The sequence below is a fragment of the Spirulina major PCC 6313 genome, assembly GCF_001890765.1.
Lineage (GTDB): Bacteria > Cyanobacteriota > Cyanobacteriia > Cyanobacteriales > Spirulinaceae > Spirulina > Spirulina major.
The window spans coordinates 2,927,502-2,948,090 of the sequence record NZ_KV878783.1 but is presented as its reverse complement, the minus strand read 5'-3'; the positions used below and the strand labels follow the sequence as shown (position 1 = coordinate 2,948,090).

The following is a 20,589-nucleotide window of genomic DNA, read 5'->3' as shown; positions in this document are numbered from 1 at the left end:
TGGTTGCGATCGTCGGCCCATGCTCAGGCGAGATGCGATCGCACCCCACCCCACGCGGATCGGGTCGCTGCCGTGTTAAGAAACCATGAGCATTGATCCGAGGGAGTGAATGCCGGAAGTAGCTTTGCGTCCCGCGTCCCTTGTGTTTCTATCCCCATCCCTTTAGGCTGTGAAGTTAAACCATTGCACGAAATATCTATGTTTGAGCGTATTGTGATCCCCGATGGCCGCCTCCCCCTCTTTGGCCCCTTCCCCCATGCCATCCGGGCTGGGGACTTTCTTTTTGTCACTGGCCAACTCTCCGAAGACCCCGAAAGCGGCGCGATGGAACTCGGCCCCATTGGTGACCAGGTGCGGCGCGTCATGGATAACCTGATTATTGTCCTCGATCAAGCCGGAGCCAGTTTAGATCAAGCCGTCATGGCGCGGGTCTTCATTACCGATTTGCGGGATTTTGACACCGTCAATCAAGTGTATGCCTCCTACTTTAAGGAAGGTCAACTGCCCTGCCGGACAACGGTGGGTGTTGTCGGACTTGCAGGCCATGGCAATGTGGAAATTGATTTAATTGTCTACTGTGGGGAGACAGCGAAACCATAGGCTAGGCTAGAGAATGCATACTGCATTGCACCGAGGAGATGGTTTGATAATGGAAAATGTAGAAACCTTCGCAGCCACCGATGTCAGCGATCAGGACGAAGCCACCAACCTTCACGACATGATCGAAACGGTGATTTCCAGTCTGGAGCAGAATAATAGCGCGATGGTGAACCATAGCGATAACGGGACGCTGTGGAAATTTCAATATGGCAGTGTTGAGGTGTTTGTCCAACTCACCGGAGACAAGACGGATGATCTGTTAACGGTATGGTCGCCCGTGCTCAAGCTACCGGCCAAGGACGAATTGGCTTTGATGAAAAAGTTGATGGCAATGAACTGGGCCGAAACCTTTGAAACCTGTTTCGGGATTTGTAACGATCAGGTGGTGGTGTTGTCCCAGCGGGCAGTGGTGGATTTGTCAGCGGAGGAAGTGTCACGGGCGATTACGTTGGTGGCGACGATCGCCGATGACAATGACGAACTGCTCCAGGCGGAATACGGTCAATAGGTTGTGAATCAGCAGCCAATGATGGGGCGCACCGTGCCGGTGTGGGCAACGGCGGGCGCGTCCCAAATGGCGTTGGACTATGGCTTGGTGCGGGCGGTGGAGCGATCGCATTTCCCGTCCCCCCTGCTGCGTTTCTACCGCTGGCAACCCGTGGCGATTTCCCTGGGCTACCATCAACACACCTGGCCCGATGCGTGGCGATCGCTCACCTGGCGCGGGGCAGCGGTGGATCTTGTGCGTCGTCCTACCGGCGGCCGGGCGGTGCTCCATCAGGGCGACCTCTGCTACAGCCTGATTGTGAAGGGGCTACAGGGGAAACGGCGACAGATTTACACGCAACTCTGTGAGTTTTTGCGGGTGGGGTGGCAACGGTTGGGCGTTAGGTTAGATTTTGGCGACGCGCAACGGGGCTACATTCATCACCCCAGTTGTTTCAGCACCGCCACCGCTGCGGATCTGGTCACACCCACAGGCTACAAGCTGATCGGTAGTGCGCAACTCCGCCATGGCCAAACCATTCTTCAGCAGGGGTCGATCCGCCTTGACCCTGATCCGGGGCTGTTTCATCAGGTGTTTGGGGACTGGATTCAACCGCCTGCCCTAGGGGTAACGGTGGAGGAGGCGATCGCGGCTCTCCACACCGCCGCCCAAACCCAATTTCAGCAAGCCTTACCCCTCATCCCCCTCAGTGATGCCGATTGGGACAGCCTCACCCCCGACTATCAACATTTTTTCAACACAAAGGCCTCGCCTACCCTTGTAGCAGCAGAGGCATGATCGGAGCCAGTCACTAGACAAGCGGGCTTGAGAGCCATTCACGCAGGTTACAGAGCAAGGGGCTTAATGGAGCTTAAGAAAATAATCCGGTAAGACGTGATTTCCAAAGCTGGCTTGTGGTGGGCAGTGCCCACCCTACACAATTACGGGATTAAATTTTTAACGTTCATAAAGCCCCTTGCCTGAATGATTTTATCTTTGGGATCAGTTCCTTGCCTAGCAACAGGCGAGCGATCGCTCAGCGTGTTTTGGCAGCAATGGCCTACAGATCGTCGAGAATCGCGTTAACCTGCGCAATTCCTGCCGTATTCCCTTGGGCGGTGTAGAGTCTTTTCGCCATTTCCAGGGCGGTTTTAGCGTCCTGCTCGCGGTTGCGGGCCAGGAGAGCTTGGCCTAGTCCTAGGAAGGCGGCGGGATTTTGGGGGTCGAGTTCTGTGGCGAGGCGATAGGTGGCGGTGGCTTCTAAATATCGCTCTTGGCGCATACTCAGTTCCGCGAGGGCAAGGCGCACTTCACCCTGTGCCGGATTGAGGGACGCAGCCCGTTGGAAAGCTGCTTCGGCATCATCCCAGCGCTGTTGAAACTGATAGATTTTGCCCAGTTGGAGGTGAACTTCGGGATTGTTGGGATCGAGGCGGTTGACAGTTTGCAGGGTTTTGATCCCTGCGTCGTAGTTGCCCTGTTGGAGTTGGGCGACGGCGAGGGGGAGATGAATCGTGACTTCGCTGGGAAATTCACGGGCGGCGGTGGTGAGAATTTCAGCCGCTTTGGCGGGTTCGTTTTGTTCGAGGAGGAGTGCGCCAATCATGCCGTAGATGCGGGCGCGATCGCCGGGATTGTTGGCTAAAACTTGGTTATAGGTGGCCATGGCGGCATCGTAGTCCCCCAGGCGAAGTTGCACGGCGGCGAGGCCTTGGTAGCTGAGGGTGTCGTCGGAGTCGAGGGCGATCGCGCGTTGGTAAGATGCAGCGGCGGCACGGTATTGACCGGCTTTGGCTTGGCTGTAGCCGAGACCGTAGTAAAAACTGGGGTTGTTGCCGTCGAGGCGGATGGCGGTTTGGTAGGCGGCGATCGCATCGGCGTAGTTGCCTTCACTGGCTTGCAGGTAGCCAATCCCGGAATAGATGCGGGCGTTGCCTTGGTCGAGGCGGGCGGCTTGCTCGTAGATGGCGATCGCAGCGGCATAGTCCCCCGCGTCGGACAATTCTCGTCCTTGACGAAGCAGATCTCGCAGTTGCGTATTTGCAGCGGTCGCTTGGCTAATTTTGTAGGGGGCGACAACCCCGTTCGCCTGTGCGGAGAGTCCGGCGGTCATCATCACCATGGATAACCCCAAAGCACTCGTAAGCCTTAAAACAGCAATTTTCACCATGAGTTTAGATAATCTTGAGAGTGAGAGAGTTGGACGTTGAACGTTGCAATCCTAGCATTTTTGTGAAAAAGGTTAACAAAATGCCCCATTTATTGCAGCACTATGTTAGTCAAATCGTCAACCGTAGAAAACAATTCCCCTCGCTGCATCAGCTTGGGGAATGGGTTCAGGACAACAAGGGAAACGCTGGCATCAATCCATCGCGTTCATGCTGCGAAAGAAGACCAGGGTTTCTTGCAGGGCAGCGATGAACTGATCAACTTCGGCGTGGGTGTTGTAGAAGTAGAGACTGGCGCGGGCACTGCCCGTGATGCCGAGGAGGCGGTGGAGGGGTTGGGTGCAGTGGTGACCGACACGAATTGCAACCCCTTCGTGATCGAGTAAGGTGGCGAGGTCGCTGGCGTTGAATCCTTTGACGTTAAAGGCCGCGAGGGCGGCGCGATCGCTGCGATTCGGGTTCGGCCCGTAGATGCGCAAACCCTCGATCGCGCTCAATTGGCTGTAGAGATAATTGGACAAGTCTTGCTCGTAGGCGTGAATGCGCTCCATGCCGATCCCGCTGAGATAATCGACGGCGGCTCCGAGGGCGATCGCTTCTCCAATCGCAGGCGTTCCCGCTTCAAACTTATGGGGCAACCCCGCATAGGTGGAATGATCCAAAAACACCGTTTCAATCATTTCGCCCCCGCCCAAAAAGGGCGGCATTGCTTCGAGGAGGTCTAATTTACCGTAGAGGAAGCCGATCCCCGTGGGGCCGCACATTTTATGACCCGATGCCACGAGCCAATCACAATCGAGGGCCTGCACATCCATGGGCATGTGGGGCACACTTTGGCAGGTGTCAAGTAAGACTCGCGCCCCAACGCGATGGCTACGGGCGATGATTTCCGCGACGGGATTGACGCAGCCGAGGGTATTGGATACATGGACGACGGCAACGAGTTTGGTGCGATCGCTCAAGAGGGCATCAAACGCCTCAAGATCAAATTCTTCTGTGGCCGTCAGGGGCACATGTTTCAGCACTGCCCCCGTCCGTTGGGCCAACATCTGCCAGGGCACAAGATTGCTGTGGTGTTCCATCACCGAGAGAATGATCTCATCTCCGGCTTGGAGCGTCTGCGCTCCCCAACTGTAGGCCACGAGGTTAATCGCTTCGCTGGCGTTGCGGGTGAAGACAATCTCATTACGCGATCGCGCCTTGATAAACGCCGCCACCTTATCCCGTGCCGCCTCGTAGGCCGTCGTCGCCCGCGCACTGAGGCTATGGGCCCCACGATGGACATTGGAATTATCCAAGGCGTAGTAATGATCGAGGGCATCAATCACCGCCTGCGGTTTTTGGGACGTGGCCGCGCTGTCAAAATAGATCAGCGGCTTATCATGCACCTGTTGATCCAAAATGGGAAAATCCCCACGGACTTCACGGGCAAGGGTCGAATTATCGAGGAACACCATAGCGATCGCAGAATTTCAAAAGATTAATTAACGAGACACCTTCATTCCGTGCGGCAAGCCACACATTGACTAAGGCGATGGCGCAACGACGGCACCGGAATTCGCTCCAACACTTCCGCCGCAAAGGCATCAAGGAGCAAATACCGCGACTGATCTTGGCTAATCCCTCGACTTTGCAGATAAAACAATTCATCCGCATCGATTTGGCTCACCGTCGCCCCGTGGGTGCATTTGACATTATCCGCCGTGATCTGTAATTGCGGCTGCGTATTCACCCGCGCTTGGGGCGACAGTAGCAAGTTACGGTTTAACTGAGCGGCTTGGGTTTGCTGCGCATTTTGGGGGACTAATACCTTACCGCTAAACACCCCTTGGCCCTTCGCATCCACAATACATTTATGGAGTTGATCCGTCACGCCATGGGGATGGTTGAGGGCAATCAAGCTGTGGGTATCGGCAACCTGGGTATGATCCACCAAGGCGAGACCATTGAGCATTGTTTCCGTGTTGGGCCCCTGTTGCCAAATGCCGAGATTATGGCGGGAGAGTTGCGCCCCTAAACTGACCGTATTGATCGTATAGTGGCTGTCCTGTTTTTGGGAGACTGCCGTTTTGCCGATATGGAAAGCACTGCCCGCTTCGCGCTGATACCGAGTATGGTTCACCCGTGCATTCTCTTGGACAAACACTTCCACCACGGAATTGTTGAGGTAGGGTGGCAGGGGAGTCATGTCGGAGCAGAGCGGGGTCGCAACGGCGTACTGTTCTACGATCTGGAGACTAGCGCCGGGATCAGCCACAATCAAGCCCCTCGGTTGAATAAAGGCCGGATCATCACTGGGCAGAGTCACCCAGAGCAGATGAATGGGCTGCTCCACCACCACATCAGCTTGGGCCCAAATCACGGCCACATCCGGAAAACCGGTGCTGTTGAGGGCGGTGAACACTTCGGACTCGTCATTTTGATAGGCGATGTATTTGATCGCGTCGTAACAGCGATCGAGGGGGAGGGTCATCAGGTTGCCGACAAACACGCCATCGGGGAGGGCGGTGGTGTCGGACAGTTCCGGGACGTAGACCCCATTCACAAAGACGATTTGGCTGTGGGTGGCTTCGGGGAGGGTGAAGGGCGCGATCGCATCCGGTTCGAGTGCCGCCGGAGCCGAAGGGGAAAAGGCGATCGCCTTCAACGCCGTCAAATCCGTAAACCGCCACTCCTCATCCCGGCGCGTCGGCATGGTTTGATGGGCCACCTCATAGGCCGCCTTTTGGCGCAGTTCCTGCAACCATCCCGAAATCTCGGAACGCACCCGCACGGTTTGCGCTTGACTTTGCTGCAAAAGGGCACTGAGATAATCGTCAGTCTGTCGCATGGTGGAAGGGGAATCAGATACTACCATTATGCCGTCACTCCCGCCTCAGCCTCGTGGTTATCCAAGAAATCATAGCCCCGCTCTTCCAGTTCCAGGGCCAACTCTTTCCCACCACTTTTCACGATCTGCCCCGCCTGCATCACATGGACAAAATCCGGCTCGATATAGTCAAGCAAGCGTTGGTAGTGGGTAATCATCACCGTGGCATTGTCCGCCGTTGCCAGTTGATTGACACCATGGGCCACAATCCGCAGCGCATCAATATCCAGCCCGGAATCCGTTTCATCCAGAATCGCCAAACTCGGTTCGAGGAGCGCCATTTGCAAAATCTCGTTGCGCTTTTTCTCCCCGCCGGAAAACCCTTCATTGACGCTGCGATCGAGGAACTTCGCCTCCATCTGGACAATGCCGAGTTTTTCCTCGATCAGATCTTCAAAATCAAAGGTATCGACTTCCTCGCGGCCCAGGGCCTTTTGGCGAGAATTATAGGCAACCCGGAGAAAATCTAAATTACTCACCCCTGGAATTTCGAGGGGATATTGAAAGGCGAGGAAGATTCCTTTTAACGCCCGCTCATCGGGTTCGAGGTCGAGGATATTTTCGCCGTGGTAGATCACCTCGCCGCCGGTCACTTCGTAGTCGGGATGACCCGCGAGCACTTTGGAGAAGGTGCTTTTTCCGGAACCATTCCGCCCCATGATGGCGTGAACTTCGCCCGCTTTAACCTCGAAGTTGACCCCCTTCAGGATGGGTGTACCGTCAACGGTGGCGGTCAGGTTTTTAACCGATAAGATCACCGGGCTATTGTCTCGAATCATAATGGTCTCGCTATCCGGATGTATAAGATTTCGTCAAAAAAAGGGGTCTTCACAGGTGATGCTGAAGACCTGCCGTCTAGAAGGCTCAGGGGATGCCATGCTGACATCCCTGGTATGAGATTTCGCGTTACCCCACGGTTCCTTCAAGTTTGAGGCTGAGGAGTTTATCCGCTTCGGCAGCAAATTCCATCGGCAGTTGATTGAACACGTCTTTGCAGAAGCCGCTGATCAACATCGAAATCGCGTCTTCGGAGCTGATCCCGCGTTGGGCAAAGTAAAAGAGTTGGTCTTCACCAATTTTGGAGGTGGAGGCTTCGTGTTCAACTTTGGCGGTGTTGTTGTCTACCTGGATGTAGGGGAAGGTGTTGGCTTCGGCGCGATCGCCAATCAACATCGAATCACATTGGGAATAGTTCCGCGCCCCTTTCGCGTTGGGCCCCATCTTGACTAGACCGCGATAGCTGTTCTTCGATTGCCCCGCCGAAATTCCTTTCGAGATGATCCGGCTGCGGGTGTTGCGGCCGATATGCACCATCTTCGTGCCGGTGTCCGCCTGTTGGTGATTGTTCGTCAGGGCGATGGAGTAGAATTCGCCGACGGAGTTATCACCCACGAGGACACAACTGGGATATTTCCAGGTGATCGCCGATCCGGTTTCCACCTGAGTCCAGGAAATTTTTGAGTTTTTCCCTTTGCACAGTCCCCGTTTGGTGACGAAATTATAGATTCCGCCTTTGCCGCTTTCATCGCCAGCAAACCAGTTTTGCACGGTGGAATATTTAATGTCCGCATCATCGAGGGCCACCAGTTCCACGATCGCAGCGTGTAGTTGATTGCTGTCGTACATGGGCGCGGTGCAGCCTTCGAGATAGCTCACCGAGGCCCCTTCTTCAGCCACAATCAAGGTGCGCTCGAACTGTCCCGTATCGCCGCTATTCATCCGGAAATAGGTGGACAATTCCATCGGGCAGGTGACCCCTTTGGGCACAAACACAAAGGAACCATCACTAAACACCGCCGAATTCAGCGCCGCAAAATAGTTATCAGCCGTGGGAACCACCGTGCCGAGATATTTTTTAATCAGTTCCGGGTGTTCTTGGAGGGCTTCGGAAATGGAGCAGAAAATTACCCCTGCTTCGCCGAGTTTTTCTTTAAATGTGGTGGCAATCGAAACGCTGTCAAAAATGGCATCGACGGCCACATTACCCAGGCGCTTTTGCTCGGAAAGGGGAATCCCCAGTTTCTCAAAGGTTTCTAAGAGGGCGGGATCAACATCATCTAGGCTCTTGAGCTTTTCACCGTCTTTGGTTTTCGGCGCTGAGTAGTAAATGATGTCTTGATAATTAATCGGGGGATAGCCGACGTGGGCCCAGTCGGGTTCGGCCATTGTTAGCCAATGCCGATAGGCTTTAAGGCGAAATTCGAGCATGAATTCTGGCTCATTTTTCTTGGCAGAAATGAGCCGGATCACGTCTTCACTGAGGCCTGGGGGAAGGCTGTCAGCTTCGATGTCGGTGATAAACCCATACTTGTAGGGTTGATTGACGAGGGTTTTGACAGAGGTTGCACTCATGAAACTCAGTGTTCTCCGCAGCTAAAGTCGGGGTGGATTGTGCTCTGGTCTGGATTGGGGATACTCAATTATCGTCGAGACTGGGTGAAGTCGTTGACTCACGGATATTCGACGGGATGTGGAGAGTCCCACAGTGGTGTTCTGGGCGGGGGTGGTATGATCGTCAGCGATCGCACCCTCCTACAGCAAGGGGATTTGTTTGAAGTCACAAATCTTCCGTGGTGCTGCTTGAGAATGGGCGCTGCTGATCGTCACCGCTGCATGTTAAACAACAATTTGGTTGTTTAACTGATCTTAGGCTACATTAACAACAGAGACGTTGTCAAAGTCCAAGGAACATTTTACACAATGGTGACGACGCAGCACGCTTCGACCAAGCAAGACATTCTGCATCATTTACTCAAACACGGGCAAGCCACTGCCCAGAACCTCGCAGACTCCCTGGCGATTAGTCCCCAAGCAATTCGGCGACATTTAAAGGATCTCGAAGACGATGGCCTCTTGGCCTATGAGGCGATCCAAAATGGCATGGGGCGGCCCCAACATCAATATTCCCTCAGTCGTGAAGGGCGCGAACAGTTCCCCCATCGCTATGGAGAATTTACGGTTGCCCTGATCGATACGCTGATGGAAACCGTGGGCCGAGAACAGGTGGGGGTCGTGCTTCGGAAACAATGGGAGCGCAAAGCGTTGGCGTATCGCGATCGCATTGGCCCTGGGTCACTGCGCGATCGTGTTGAAGCCCTGGTGCAAATTCGCCAAGCCGAAGGCTACATGGCCGAAATTCACCCCGTAGAACACCCCGACAGCGACACCCCCCAACAGTACATTTTCGCCGAACACAATTGCGCCATCTCCGAAGTTGCAGAATCGTTTCCCTCTGTCTGCGGCCACGAGTTGGAAATGTTCGAGGCAATTCTCCCCGATTGCACCGTGGAGCGCACCCAATGGCTCAACGACGGTGAACACCGTTGCGGCTATCTGATTCGTGCCAAGGCCTCCCTTTAATAGCCTGATTCCTGACAGCCTGAGCCATTTTTATGGGATAGCCCTCGCGGCTGTCCCTCGTTTGTTTGTGCGGCTAGAGAGGCAAGGGGCTGAAGCCCCTTGTTTTGATCCATGTCTAAACCGTGTCTAATCGGAGCGCGTGCTAATACAACCAGCCTTTGAGACGACGCGCCACCTGGGGACGGCGGAGTTTGCGCATGGCCTTGCTTTGGATTTGGCGCACTCGCTCACGGGACAGGTTAAACAGGCCGCCCACTTCTTCGAGGGTGTGGGGTTGGGTGCTGTTGAGGCCGTAGCGGAGGGTGATCACGTCTTTCTCGCGCTCGGTGAGGACATCACTCAACACCTCCCAAATTTCTTGGCGCATCATGATTTCGCCCATTTGGTCTTCGGGGAGCTTGAGGTCGTTGTCTTCAAGGAGATCCATCAGTTCGGTGTCTTCGCCCTTGCCGACGCGGTGGTTTAACGAGAGGGACTGCCGCCGCAGTTGAAACAGTTGGCGCAGTTGTTCGGGGGTAACATCGAGTTCGGCGGCGAGTTCGAGTTCGGTGGGGTTGCGCTTCAGGGTTTGTTTGAGGACGCGCTGGGCTTTTTTGAGTTTGTTGAGTTTTTCAACGATATGGATCGGGAGGCGGATCGTGCGGGCATCGTTGGCGATCGTGCGGGTGATCGCTTGGCGAATCCACCAATAGGCGTAGGTGGAGAACTTGTAGCCTTTGTTGGGGTCAAATTTCTCCGTGGCCCGGTTCAGCCCGATCGCACCTTCTTGGATCAGGTCGAGGAAAGGCACGCCCCGATTCAGGTAGCGTTTGGCGATGGATACCACAAGCCGAAGATTGGAGCGGATCATTTTGCGCTTGGCGACCCGCCCTTGGTAGAGTTGCTGGTCGAGTTGGCGTTCGCTGAGGCCGAGGGCGATCGCTACCGCCGCCTTGGTTGGTGTTTGCTGCTCCTGGCGCAAACTGTCCCGCATTTCTTCCACTTGAATTAAAAACTTGACCCGCTGCGCCAGTTCGATTTCTTCATTGGGCTTGAGCAGAGGATAGCGGGCCATTTCTTTGAAAAATGCTCCAACCGTGTCGTCTAAATCACTTTTACGGTAGTTGCGTTGCGATCGCACTGAATCATCAGCTTGGTCAGAAAAGGTAATATCCACCAAAGCCGGCTCTAATCCTTGGGGCTCAGTCTCCAACGGGTCGGCTGGGGCCGACTCAGGGGCGGCGAGGAGCATTTCGGTGTCGGGGGTGTTCAGTTCAGCAACATTCATAGGTGTTATTTCAAGTGACAGAGAAAGATTTCTTAAAAGGGGGTTATTAAGGGGAAAATTTGGGTTAAAACGGAAGGCTGGTCATGACTCTATCCCACGAATTTCAGGAGCTATAGGATTCTCAATCAATGGTAAGTCTTGGACTTCTATTAACAAGGGGCCACAGCCCCTAGCCTGCCCATAAATCAGTTGAGATTGCCAGAGAAGCTGCTCATTAGGCTACCAGAATTTATTGTTCAATTTGTTTTCTTAATTACAAAACACAGACAAAGATTTTCGCTTAACATTAAGTCATCCTGTCCTGATTTCAACGGTGTTAATCCTATGATGAGTGGGTTACAGAGGACGAACCCCAGAGAAGAACGAGGTGGGAGAAGTTGGGTTCTAGCTTAACATCTGATTTTCCGGCTGCCAGAAAATTTCAGGATATTTAAATTTAAACGGTTGTATTTATGTTCCTGAATCATCACTTGTGGAACTGTTTTTCCTGGGGACAATGCAGTCTTTGATACAAACTGCCGTGGGAATTTCGCATCATTTGCTACAGTCTGAAGGAGGCAAAAGAGGCGGTCGGCTGCAAGCGATCGCCCCATAATGAGGATTGTCGTGATGCAACACGCTCCGCTGTGGGTCGATATTTTGGTGGATTGTCCCACCGTGCAGGCGGTTTTTACCTATCAGATCCCGCTAGAGTTTGCCGTAGCTCCGGGGGATGTGGTGCAAGTGCCCTTTGGGGTGCAACAGTTGGGCGGGATCGTACTCCAGCGGCGGGAAATTCTCCCGCCGGACATTGCCCCGGATCAGATTCGGCCTGTGCTAGGGGTGATCGCACCGGGATTTTTAGCCCCGGACTATCTCACCCTCTTGCAGCGGGTGGCGACCGATTACTGTACGCCGTTGATCACGGTGGTGCGTGCCGCGTTGCCGCCGGGTCTGTTGGGGAAGTCCCAGCGGCGGATTCAACTCTGGCGCGATCGCCTCCCTCCCGGTGCGGAAACGTTTTGTTCGGCCCCCGCCCAAGCCGTGCTCGCTCTCCTCGATCAACAGCCCGAAGGGGACTACAGTATGCGCTACCTGAAGCAGAAGGTGCGCCAAGCCGACAAAGGCGTGCGGGACTTGATGGCGCGGGACTGGGTGCGCAGCTATCTCGAACCGCCGCGCTACAGTCAGCCCCAAAAACGCCAAGCAATTACCCTCCTCCAAGCCACCGGCCCAGCCGGAGACCTCACGAAACGACAACAGGAAATCCTGACAATTTTGCAGCGTCAGGGGGGGCAAATGTGGCTGATGGAGTTTCTGTCCTTGTGTCGCACGACGACGGACACCCTCAAGAAGTTGGAAACCAAAGGCTATGTGGTGATTCAAGATCAAGAGGTGTTGCGTTTAGAGCAGGGCGAGGGTCAGCAACGGGATGCCCCCAAGGTGCTGACTGCTGCGCAGCAGTCAGTGTTAGGGGCGATCGCATCCAGCGCCGGGTTTCAAGTCTTTTTGCTCCATGGGGTGACGGGATCGGGAAAAACAGAGGTGTATTTACAGGCGATCGCGCCTCGTTTAGCCGCCGGTCAATCGGCCCTCGTCCTCGTGCCGGAAATTGGCCTCACGCCCCAATTAACCGATCGGTTTCGGGCCCGATTTGGCGATCGCGTCTATGTCTATCACAGCGACTTATCCGAGGGGGAACGGTATGATACCTGGCGCACGATGTTAGACAGCGGCCCCCATGTGCTGATTGGGACGCGATCGGCGGTGTTTGCCCCGTTGCGCAATCTGGGGATGATCATCCTGGATGAAGAACATGATGCGAGTTTTAAACAAGAGCAGCCCAGCCCCACCTATCACGCCCGCACCGTCGCCCAATGGCGGGCCGAATTGGCGCAATGCGCCCTGATTCTCGGCTCGGCCACCCCCGCCCTCGAAACCTGGCAAGCCGCCCACCATCCCCCCGCGCAGTATCTCACCCTACCCCAACGGATTCACGATCGCCCCCTGCCCCCAGTGGAAATCGTCGATATGCGGGTCGAATTAAAGCGGGGCAATCGGTCGATTTTTAGCGATCGCCTCCACCACGCCCTCACCGCAATGCAAACCAACGGCCAACAGGGCATCCTCTTCATCCCCCGTCGCGGCCACAGCACCTTTGTCTCCTGCCGTAGTTGTGGCGAAGTCCTCCACTGTCCCCACTGCGATGTTTCCCTCTCCTATCACCACACCCACGACCAGGCAACCCCCCGCCTGATCTGCCACTACTGCAACCATCACCAAGCCCAGCCCCCCCACTGCCCCGCCTGTAGCTCCCCCTACCTCAAACAATTCGGCAGCGGCACTCAGCGAGTGATCACGGAATTAGCACGCCAATTTCCCCAGTTACGGCTACTCCGGTTTGACAGCGACACCACCCGCACCAAAGGCGCTCACCGGGCCTTGCTCACTCGCTTCGCCCAGGGTCATGCTGATGTCCTCGTGGGAACCCAGATGCTCACGAAGGGGTTAGATGTGGCCCAGGTGACCGTGGTGGGCATCGTCGCGGCGGATGGTTTACTTCATCTGCCCCAATACCGCGCCACGGAGCGGGCGTTTCAAGTGCTGACCCAGGTGGCCGGGCGGGCCGGACGCGGCGAGGAACCGGGGCGGGTGATTCTCCAAACCTACAGCCCCGATCATGCCGTGGTGCAGGCGGTCAAAGCCTACGATTACTCGGCCTTCATGGCAGCGACGTTACAGGAACGCCACCAACATTACTATCCGCCCTATTGTCGATTGGTATTAGTGCGGGTGAGTGGGTTGGATCAGGAGGTGGTGCGATCGACGGCGGAACTGGTGGCGATGAAGGTGCGATCGCTCTGCGCTGAGTGGGCGCGATCGCTCTGCGCTGAGGAAACTCAATCGCTCTGCGCTGAGGAAACTCAATCGCTTTGCGCTGAGGAAACTCAATCGCTTTGCGCTGAGTGGGCGCGATCACTTTGCGCTGAGTGGGATCAATCCTCAGACCTCCCCCCCTCAATCCAGATTCTCGGCCCCGCTCCCGCCCCGATCATGCGAATTAAACGGCGGTTCCGCTGGCATCTTGTGGTCAAACTGCCGCCCCACGTCCCATCACTGCCGGACTTTTCCCCCCTGTACGCCCTCTGTCCTTCAACCGTGATCCTGTCTTTAAATATCGACCCGCTGTATTTTGATTAGGAGCGATCGCCCGCCTTCAACCACTGTCCGTAACCGTTGCACCCCTACGGTCGATTGTGGGAAATGGCGTTTATTCCCCTAACCATGGGCGAGTGACTTGGTCGAGTTGCGCGATCGCATCATCGCCCAAACGCCAGCCCAAGGCTCCGGCATTCTGTTCCGCTTGGCGGGCATTTTTTGCGCCGGGGATGGGGATCACGCCGTCTTGGGCGATCAGCCAATTGAGGGCGACTTGGCTGGGGGTTTTGCCGTATTCGTCGCCGTAGCGGTGGAGAAGATCAAGGACGGGGGCAATGCGGGCGAGGCCGTCGGGGTTGAAGCGACTGTCCCAACGGCGGGGGCCGCTGGGGGTGCGATCGCTGGTGTATTTGCCCGTCAGTAACCCTTGGGCCAGGGGGCTGTAGGCGAGAATGGTGATGCCCGCTTGTTGGGCATGGCGGAGGATGCCGTTGCGTTCAATCTGGCGGTGGAGCAGGGAATATTGCACTTGGTTGACGGCGAGGGGGATGCCTTGGCGATCGAGGATTTCCTGAGCTTCGACCATTTGGGCGGTGGAATAGTTGCTCACGCCGACGGCTTCGATTCGGCCTTGTTTCACTTCAGCGGCAAGGGCATTTAAGAGAGTTTCTTGGCTGAGGAAGAAAGTGAAGGGCCAATGGACTTGGTAGAGGGTAATGCTGGGTTTTTGCAACCGTTTGAGGCTGGCGGTAACGGCCTCATGTACCGCATCGGCAGACCACCGCCAGGGCGCGGGGCCGAATTTGGTGGCGAGTTGGACGGGGCGATCGCACGCCTGGCAAAACTGACCGAGGAGCGTTTCCGATTTGCCTAAGCCGTAGACTTCCGCCGTGTCAAAAAAGGTGATCCCCGCTGCGATCGCCGCCTCAAACGCCGCCTCCACCTCCGGCGCACCGTAATCATCGCCATAGTTCCAAAACAGGGAATCTCCCCAGGCCCATGTGCCAATCCCCAAAGCGGGAACCCTTGGCCCTTGGGGGCCCAGTTGCACCATTTGCATCTCAGGTATCGTCATCTCAGAGTTGTGTTATAGAATCCATACATCTCCACTTAATTATGGCGAAGATTGCGGATTAGGCGGGAGAGCAGAGTCAAGCGAGGTGCAATCGAACTCTTGCCGATTCGGGTTGATGCGCTGTTGTTCGCTCCACCCCTCGACGGTGAAAAAACAAAGGCTAGAATAAAGCATAATTTACGGCTCGTCGCCTCCTAGATTGACCGTGCAATTTTGGTCAAAAAGCCTGCGGATTCGCTTGGTCAGTTATTTTTCGCTCCTGTCTCTCCTGACGGTGATTAGTGTTGGGGTGTTGACCTTTTTGGGAGCACGAGTACTGATCACCCGGTTGGTATTTGATCGGTTGCGGGTGTCGGCACTCCTCAAGGCTGATGCGATTACCCTGTGGATTGAAAATCAGCAGGAAGCCACGACGGCGATCGCCCAACTCAATGAAGTGCGCGATCGCCTCCCGGCCCTGTTGCAAAATCCCACAGCGGGCGATCGGGCCAGCCTCGATTCCGCCTACATTGAAACCAAACGCCTCCTCACCTCCACCCTCGCCAGTCGCCCAGAACTCGCGGAGATCATGATTCTCGACCAAAAGGGCGGGCGCGTCGTCCTGTCCACCAATCCAGAGCATGAAGGAGAATATCGCGTCAAAGACAGCTATTTCACCGAAGGGCTGCGGAACACCTACGTGCAAAGCGTCTATCCGTCGCCGGTGACCAATCGCCCCACGATCACGATTTCCACGCCCCTCGGTGATGCGCGGGGGCAAGTGGTGGCGGTGCTGGCGGTGCATCTCAATTTGGAGCAAATGGATCGGATTGTGACGGAGCGGGTGGGCTTGGGGCAAAGTGGAACGAGCTACTTGGTGGATGCTTACAATGCGTTTGTGTCTGGCGATCGCTTTGGTAAAGATGACTATCCCAGGGGCGTGCATTCCGAGGGTATCGACAAAGCGATCAGTCAACAGGACGGCGGCGGTCTGTACCCAGACTATGCCGGTGTGCCGGTGATTGGCTATTCGCGCTGGGTGGATGAATTACAGGTGGCGCTGCTGGTGGAAATTACCCAAGCGGAAGCCTTTCGACCGGCGCGACAGTTGGCCTGGGGGATTTTCATTGTCGGGTCGGGGTCGGTGCTGTTGGTGATGGCGGGGGTGTCTTGGTTTAGCTTGCAGATTACTCGGCCGATTTTAGCGATTAAAGAGGCGGCGATTCGGGTGGCGGATGGGGATTTTCGGCAAATGGCTCCGGTGATGACCAATGATGAGGTGGGGGTGTTGGCGCAGGCGTTTAATCAAATGACGGCACGGCTGCAAGACCTCTATGCGGGGTGGGAAGAAAAGGTGATGCAGTTGGAGTTGGCAGAAATTTCGGTGCGCAAAAGTTTGCAGGAGTTGGAAGTGGAACAGGCGCGGTCGGAACGGTTGCTGCTCAACACCTTGCCCCAGGCGATCGCGAAACGGCTCAAGGTGGGGGAGAGCGTGATCGCGGAACATTATGAGCAGGTGACGGTATTGTTTGCGGATTTGGTGAATTTTACCCAGGTGGCTGAACGGATGCCGCCGAAGCGGTTGGTGGAGATGCTCAATGAAATTTTTTCGGAGTTTGATCAGTTGAGCGATCGCCACGAACTCGAAAAAATTAAAACCATTGGCGATGCCTACATGGTGGTGGGGGGATTGCCGGAACCGAACCCCTACCATGGGGAGGCGGTGGCCGCCATGGCCTTAGATATGATCACGGTGCTGAAGGCGTTTAATGCCCGCACGGGGGAAACCCTCAAACTGCGAATTGGGATACATTCGGGGTCGGTGGTGGCGGGGGTGATTGGGATGAAAAAGTTTACCTATGATCTGTGGGGCGATACGGTGAATTTGGCTTCGCGGATGGAGTCCCAAGGAGAAGCAGGGCAAATTCAACTCTCGCCGGTGACCTATGCGTTGGTGAAATCTCGCTTTGACTGTGTGCCCCGTGGCCCGATTGAGGTGAAGGGCAAAGGCGAGATGATTACCTATTTTTTGGTGGGCGATCGCGCCGTCTTTGAAGAGCGATCGCCCACCAAACCGTTACAGATTCGTCCCCGCTCTGATCATCCCCCGTTGCAAGATCCCTAAACTGGGTACAATCGTGATATTAAAATCATGACCCCTATTGCACAGCCCCAACCGTTATGACCCGACGCTATTGGCTTGAGATTACAAAATATGTTTTTTTAGCAGGTTCTGTGGTGGGAACGATCGCAGCGGCGGCCACCCAACAAGTTGTGTATGCGGCGGTGCCGTTGACGATTACGGTGGGCCTCAATATGGATAACCGCAACCGGATTAATCAACTTGGACAGCAACAACAACTGTCGGGCTTAACGCATCTCCACCAAATTATTGATCCGATCGAAGAACGCCTCGGCGAACTTGAACAGGCTACTACCACGCTCCAAAGCAGCACGAAAGATTCATCACAGCAGGGTAAAGAGGCGATCGCTCAACTTCAAAAAACGATCAATCCCCTCAAAAATAGCCTCGAACAACTCAAAACCCAGACCCAACAATTGGACACCCGCACCCAACAACAACTGCGGGAATTCAAAGAAAATCAATTGCAAACCAAAGAATCCGCAGTGGATCAGATTGAACAGTTTTTCAATCGAATTCGGGAACATTTGGCAGAATTGGAATTGCTGGCGGGGCAGGTGAATCCGGCGACGGAAACCCAATTGACGGAGATTCAAGGGGCGATCGCAGATCTACAAGCACGGTTCAATACCCTACCGGACACCACGAGCCTCGATTCAACACAGGTACAGCAGATCGCCGCCGACTACCAAGCCACCCTCACCGCCCAGCTTGACGAAAAAATTGACCGGGCGATCCAAGACCAGCTTGATCCCGTCCGTCACGATCTAGACAGCCTCAAAACCCAGGTTCAACAGATCAACCCAGACACCGATCAACAACTCCAAGACCTGCGCACAGCGATCGCCCGCCTGCAAGCCACCGTTCCCCCCGACTCCGACTCCGGTAGCCTCGCCATTGAACCGGCTCCCGCCCCCCTCCTGATCGCCCGCAATGGTCAGCACAGCGAGCAACACCATTGGCAATGCGCCTATATCCTCGATGCCCACAGCAGTGGTGTGAATGCGATCGCCATCAGTCGCCACGGTCAAACCTTCGCCAGCGGCAGCGACGATCACACCATCAAACTCTGGAACCTCTCCACCGGCCAAGTCCTCCGTACCATTGGCCAGCCCAATGGGTCAAGCGGGGTTGCCCAAGTGAAAACCGTCGCCATTAGCCCCGATGGTCAACTGCTGGCCAGCGGCGGCGATGACAAGACAATCAAACTCTGGCCCCTGTCCCCCGGTCGCGCCACCCATGTCCTCAATGGTCACGCCGGGACGGTGAAATCCATCCGCTTTAGCCCCGATGGTCAAACCCTGATCAGCGGCAGTGATGACAAAACCGTGCGCATTTGGAATCTTTCCACGGGTCAATTGCTGCGCACCCTGACGGGTCATTCGGAATGGTTCACCGGGGTGAAGTCCGTGGCGATGAGTCCCAAAGGGAACCTGTTGGCCAGCAGCAGCGACGACAAGACGATTAAACTCTGGGACTTGGCCACGGGGGAAAATCTCCGCACCCTCGTTGGCCATCACGGCACAATTAATGATCTGGTCTTTAGTCCCGATGGGGCCTATGTGATCAGCAGCAGTGATGACACGCTGATTAAGGTGTGGCAGGTGAGTGATGGGCGCGAGGTGGCGACGCTGTCGAGTCATCGTGATGCGGTGTTAGCGATCGCCCTCAGTCCCAATGGTCGCGTCTTAGCCAGTGGAAGCTGGGATCGTCGCATCATCTTGTGGGATTTGGGCAGCGGCACGCCGATCGACACCTTGACCGGCCATTCTGCGGCGGTGTCCTCCCTCGCCTTCGGCCAAGCCCGCCAAGGCAACGGTTCTAGCCCCCTCTGGTTAGTGAGTGGCAGCAGCGACGACACGATCCGCGTCTGGCAACCGGCCTAGATGCGATCGCGCCGCCCCTTACGCCTTAATAGTCGATTTTTTCGATATGGTCGCGCACTTCATTGAGGTCGATATAGCAATCGGTGGCGTTGCGTAATTCCCGCGCAATCATGCCCTCGGTGGAGACTACAGTGATATGGGTATTTTTCGATCGCAACAGTTCAATCGCCCGCTCAAAATCGCCATCGCCACTAAACAAAACAACGCGATTATATTGCTCACAGGTGTTAAACATATCCACCACAATTTCAATATCTAAATTCGCTTTTTGGGAATAACGTCCCGACGAATCATCATAATATTCCTTGAGAATTTTCGTGCGTACCGTGTAGCCCAGGCTGATCAAAGCATCTCGAAAGCCGCGCTGATCTTGGGGATCTTTTAAGCCGGTATACCAAAAGGCATTGACGAGCATTACGGTGGGTTCACTTTTGAAATATTCTAAAACCCGACGGGGATCAAAGAACCAACCATTTTTTTGTTGGGCATAGAACATATTATTCCCGTCAACAAAAATAGATAAACGATTTTGCGGAAAAAACATAAAAGAACAACCTAATTAATTTAAAAAAAATCCAATAAATAATCTAGATATAGTCAGAGATAGATTCAGATGATCGGGATTGTCAGGGCTGAGGGGTCATACTTATCGGCTCAGTCCGTCTCAACCCAGGCTGGTCAGATCACATCGCAGCCTTGGCCGTTTGATGATGACGACGCTCTAAAAGTATCCCACAACGCTCTAGCCCCGTGAGTAAATTTGAGGGGAGGGGCGATCGCACCTTACAAAATTGCACCTTACAAAAAGGAGCACCAGTCACTCCAGCCGCCAGGATAGAGTTGGGCCGAGGGGAGGTCTGCGATCGCCAAGGAAAGCAAATTCACGCAGGCCGTCACGCCCGAACCACAGTACACCGCCACAGTCCCCTCCCAATCGATCCCATCCCAACGCTGACGCTGTTCTGAGGGCGATCGCCAATACCCCGCCGCCGTCGTCGCCTCGCGCCAGGGTCGATTGACCGCCCCTGGAATATGGCCGGCGATCGGGTCAATGGGTTCGCGATCGCCTCGGTAGCGATCGGCATCCCGTGCATCCACAAGGGTCAACGTGCCGCTGTCTTGACCCCGGCGCACCTGTTCCCGCTCCATACACCAATCCGGCTGTACCTGCGGGACAAAATACCCCGATCGCGATTCAGGGGTCGCCGCTGTGACCGGACGCTGCTCCGCCACCCATGCGGGCCATCCCCCATCCAAAACCATCACCGCCCCATGGCCGTAGTACCGCAACAGCCACCACAGCCGCGCCGCAAAGGCACAGTGGGCATCGTCGTAGGCCACCACAGCAGTTTTGCCCCAGATGATCCCCATTGCCGCTAATTTTTCCCCAAGGACGGTGGGATCGGGAAGGGGATGGCGACCGCCATGGGATGCCACGGGGGCGGAAAGATCGGTATTGAGGTCAAGATAATACGCACCGGGAAGATGGGACTGCTGGTATTGAGTCCGTCCCCACTGGGGATCGGCTAACTGAAAACGGCAGTCGATCACAACGAGATTCGGATCAGCCAAGCGATCGCCCAGGGCAGCCGTGGAAATAATAGGATTCATAGAAAT

Annotated in this window: 16 protein-coding genes; 7 read left to right on the top strand and 9 right to left on the bottom strand. The window is 55.3% G+C overall.

The window, feature by feature from the left end; all coding sequences use genetic code 11:
• Positions 1 to 198: 198 nt before the first annotated feature.
• The 3 genes from SPI6313_RS12930 to SPI6313_RS12920 are packed head-to-tail and all read left to right on the top strand — an operon-like array spanning position 199 to position 1,885.
• Positions 199 to 600 carry a RidA family protein gene (locus SPI6313_RS12930; protein WP_072621375.1) on the top strand — a complete coding sequence of 134 codons (402 nt, stop codon included), beginning with the start codon at positions 199 to 201 and terminating at the stop codon, positions 598 to 600.
• A 49-nt stretch (positions 601 to 649) separates the two neighbouring features.
• Positions 650 to 1,108 (top strand): YbjN domain-containing protein, encoded by a 459-nt coding sequence (locus SPI6313_RS12925; RefSeq protein WP_072621374.1) that lies wholly within the window; start codon positions 650 to 652, stop codon positions 1,106 to 1,108.
• Positions 1,109 to 1,111: 3 nt separating this feature from the next.
• On the top strand, positions 1,112 to 1,885 hold the full coding sequence (locus tag SPI6313_RS12920; RefSeq protein WP_245788757.1) for a lipoyl protein ligase domain-containing protein: 774 nt from the start codon (positions 1,112 to 1,114) through the stop codon (positions 1,883 to 1,885).
• Between the two features lie 262 nt (positions 1,886 to 2,147).
• Here the strand turns inward: SPI6313_RS12920 and SPI6313_RS12915 are convergent, their stop codons facing one another.
• The 5 genes from SPI6313_RS12915 to sufB all read right to left on the bottom strand — a co-directional run bounded on the left by SPI6313_RS12915 (position 2,148) and on the right by sufB (position 8,476).
• Positions 2,148 to 3,257 carry a tetratricopeptide repeat protein gene (locus tag SPI6313_RS12915; protein WP_072621372.1) on the bottom strand — a complete coding sequence of 370 codons (1,110 nt, stop codon included), beginning with the start codon at positions 3,255 to 3,257 and terminating at the stop codon, positions 2,148 to 2,150.
• A 192-nt stretch (positions 3,258 to 3,449) separates the two neighbouring features.
• Positions 3,450 to 4,712, bottom strand: coding sequence for a SufS family cysteine desulfurase (locus SPI6313_RS12910; protein WP_072621371.1), 1,263 nt, complete (start codon positions 4,710 to 4,712; stop codon positions 3,450 to 3,452).
• A gap of 41 nt (positions 4,713 to 4,753) precedes the next feature.
• Positions 4,754 to 6,085: a Fe-S cluster assembly protein SufD gene (gene sufD, locus SPI6313_RS12905; protein ID WP_245788755.1), complete on the bottom strand. Its 1,332-nt coding sequence runs from the start codon at positions 6,083 to 6,085 to the stop codon at positions 4,754 to 4,756.
• A gap of 26 nt (positions 6,086 to 6,111) precedes the next feature.
• Positions 6,112 to 6,903, bottom strand: a complete 792-nt coding sequence (gene sufC / locus SPI6313_RS12900; RefSeq protein ID WP_072621369.1) for a Fe-S cluster assembly ATPase SufC — start codon at positions 6,901 to 6,903, stop codon at positions 6,112 to 6,114.
• Between the two features lie 127 nt (positions 6,904 to 7,030).
• Positions 7,031 to 8,476, bottom strand: a complete 1,446-nt coding sequence (sufB, locus tag SPI6313_RS12895) for a Fe-S cluster assembly protein SufB (protein WP_072621368.1) — start codon at positions 8,474 to 8,476, stop codon at positions 7,031 to 7,033.
• 348 nt (positions 8,477 to 8,824) lie between these two features.
• Here sufB and sufR point away from each other — a divergent pair, with 348 nt between their 5' ends.
• A complete protein-coding gene (gene sufR, locus SPI6313_RS12890; RefSeq protein ID WP_072621367.1) occupies positions 8,825 to 9,484 on the top strand; it encodes an iron-sulfur cluster biosynthesis transcriptional regulator SufR in 660 nt (219 codons plus the stop codon).
• Between the two features lie 142 nt (positions 9,485 to 9,626).
• On the opposite strand, the gene SPI6313_RS12885 is transcribed toward sufR, so the two are convergent.
• Positions 9,627 to 10,751, bottom strand: a complete 1,125-nt coding sequence (locus tag SPI6313_RS12885) for an RpoD/SigA family RNA polymerase sigma factor (RefSeq protein ID WP_072621366.1) — start codon at positions 10,749 to 10,751, stop codon at positions 9,627 to 9,629.
• 609 nt (positions 10,752 to 11,360) lie between these two features.
• Between SPI6313_RS12885 and priA the strand changes: the two genes are divergently transcribed.
• Entirely contained in the window at positions 11,361 to 13,931 is a 2,571-nt protein-coding gene (priA, locus tag SPI6313_RS12880; protein ID WP_072621365.1) for a primosomal protein N', read from the top strand.
• Positions 13,932 to 14,001: 70 nt separating this feature from the next.
• Here priA and SPI6313_RS12875 read toward each other — a convergent pair whose 3' ends face one another.
• Positions 14,002 to 14,949: an aldo/keto reductase gene (locus tag SPI6313_RS12875; RefSeq protein ID WP_072621364.1), complete on the bottom strand. Its 948-nt coding sequence runs from the start codon at positions 14,947 to 14,949 to the stop codon at positions 14,002 to 14,004.
• Between the two features lie 220 nt (positions 14,950 to 15,169).
• Between SPI6313_RS12875 and SPI6313_RS12870 the strand changes: the two genes are divergently transcribed.
• Complete coding sequence (locus tag SPI6313_RS12870) at positions 15,170 to 17,068, top strand: adenylate/guanylate cyclase domain-containing protein (protein WP_084669202.1); 1,899 nt, start codon at positions 15,170 to 15,172, stop codon at positions 17,066 to 17,068.
• 56 nt (positions 17,069 to 17,124) lie between these two features.
• Complete coding sequence (locus tag SPI6313_RS12865; RefSeq protein ID WP_072621362.1) at positions 17,125 to 18,972, top strand: WD40 repeat domain-containing protein; 1,848 nt, start codon at positions 17,125 to 17,127, stop codon at positions 18,970 to 18,972.
• Between the two features lie 25 nt (positions 18,973 to 18,997).
• On the opposite strand, the gene labA is transcribed toward SPI6313_RS12865, so the two are convergent.
• Entirely contained in the window at positions 18,998 to 19,516 is a 519-nt protein-coding gene (gene labA / locus SPI6313_RS12860; RefSeq protein WP_072621361.1) for a low amplitude/bright protein LabA, read from the bottom strand.
• Between the two features lie 254 nt (positions 19,517 to 19,770).
• Positions 19,771 to 20,583, bottom strand: a complete 813-nt coding sequence (locus SPI6313_RS12855; RefSeq protein WP_072621360.1) for a sulfurtransferase — start codon at positions 20,581 to 20,583, stop codon at positions 19,771 to 19,773.
• Positions 20,584 to 20,589 lie beyond the last annotated feature (6 nt).

Excerpts from the sequence above, each read along its gene's own strand:
- SPI6313_RS12930 (WP_072621375.1), top strand. The coding sequence starts at position 199 with ATGTTTGAGCGTATTGTGATCCCCGATGGCCGCCTCCCCCTCTTTGGC.
- SPI6313_RS12925 (WP_072621374.1), top strand. The coding sequence starts at position 650 with ATGGAAAATGTAGAAACCTTCGCAGCCACCGATGTCAGCGATCAGGAC.
- SPI6313_RS12915 (WP_072621372.1), bottom strand. The coding sequence starts at position 3,257 with ATGGTGAAAATTGCTGTTTTAAGGCTTACGAGTGCTTTGGGGTTATCC.
- SPI6313_RS12910 (WP_072621371.1), bottom strand. The coding sequence starts at position 4,712 with ATGGTGTTCCTCGATAATTCGACCCTTGCCCGTGAAGTCCGTGGGGAT.
- sufD (WP_245788755.1), bottom strand. The coding sequence starts at position 6,085 with ATGCGACAGACTGACGATTATCTCAGTGCCCTTTTGCAGCAAAGTCAA.
- sufC (WP_072621369.1), bottom strand. The coding sequence starts at position 6,903 with ATGATTCGAGACAATAGCCCGGTGATCTTATCGGTTAAAAACCTGACC.
- sufB (WP_072621368.1), bottom strand. The coding sequence starts at position 8,476 with ATGAGTGCAACCTCTGTCAAAACCCTCGTCAATCAACCCTACAAGTAT.
- sufR (WP_072621367.1), top strand. The coding sequence starts at position 8,825 with ATGGTGACGACGCAGCACGCTTCGACCAAGCAAGACATTCTGCATCAT.
- SPI6313_RS12885 (WP_072621366.1), bottom strand. The coding sequence starts at position 10,751 with ATGAATGTTGCTGAACTGAACACCCCCGACACCGAAATGCTCCTCGCC.
- priA (WP_072621365.1), top strand. The coding sequence starts at position 11,361 with ATGCAACACGCTCCGCTGTGGGTCGATATTTTGGTGGATTGTCCCACC.
- SPI6313_RS12875 (WP_072621364.1), bottom strand. The coding sequence starts at position 14,949 with ATGCAAATGGTGCAACTGGGCCCCCAAGGGCCAAGGGTTCCCGCTTTG.
- SPI6313_RS12865 (WP_072621362.1), top strand. The coding sequence starts at position 17,125 with ATGACCCGACGCTATTGGCTTGAGATTACAAAATATGTTTTTTTAGCA.
- labA (WP_072621361.1), bottom strand. The coding sequence starts at position 19,516 with ATGTTTTTTCCGCAAAATCGTTTATCTATTTTTGTTGACGGGAATAAT.
- SPI6313_RS12855 (WP_072621360.1), bottom strand. The coding sequence starts at position 20,583 with ATGAATCCTATTATTTCCACGGCTGCCCTGGGCGATCGCTTGGCTGAT.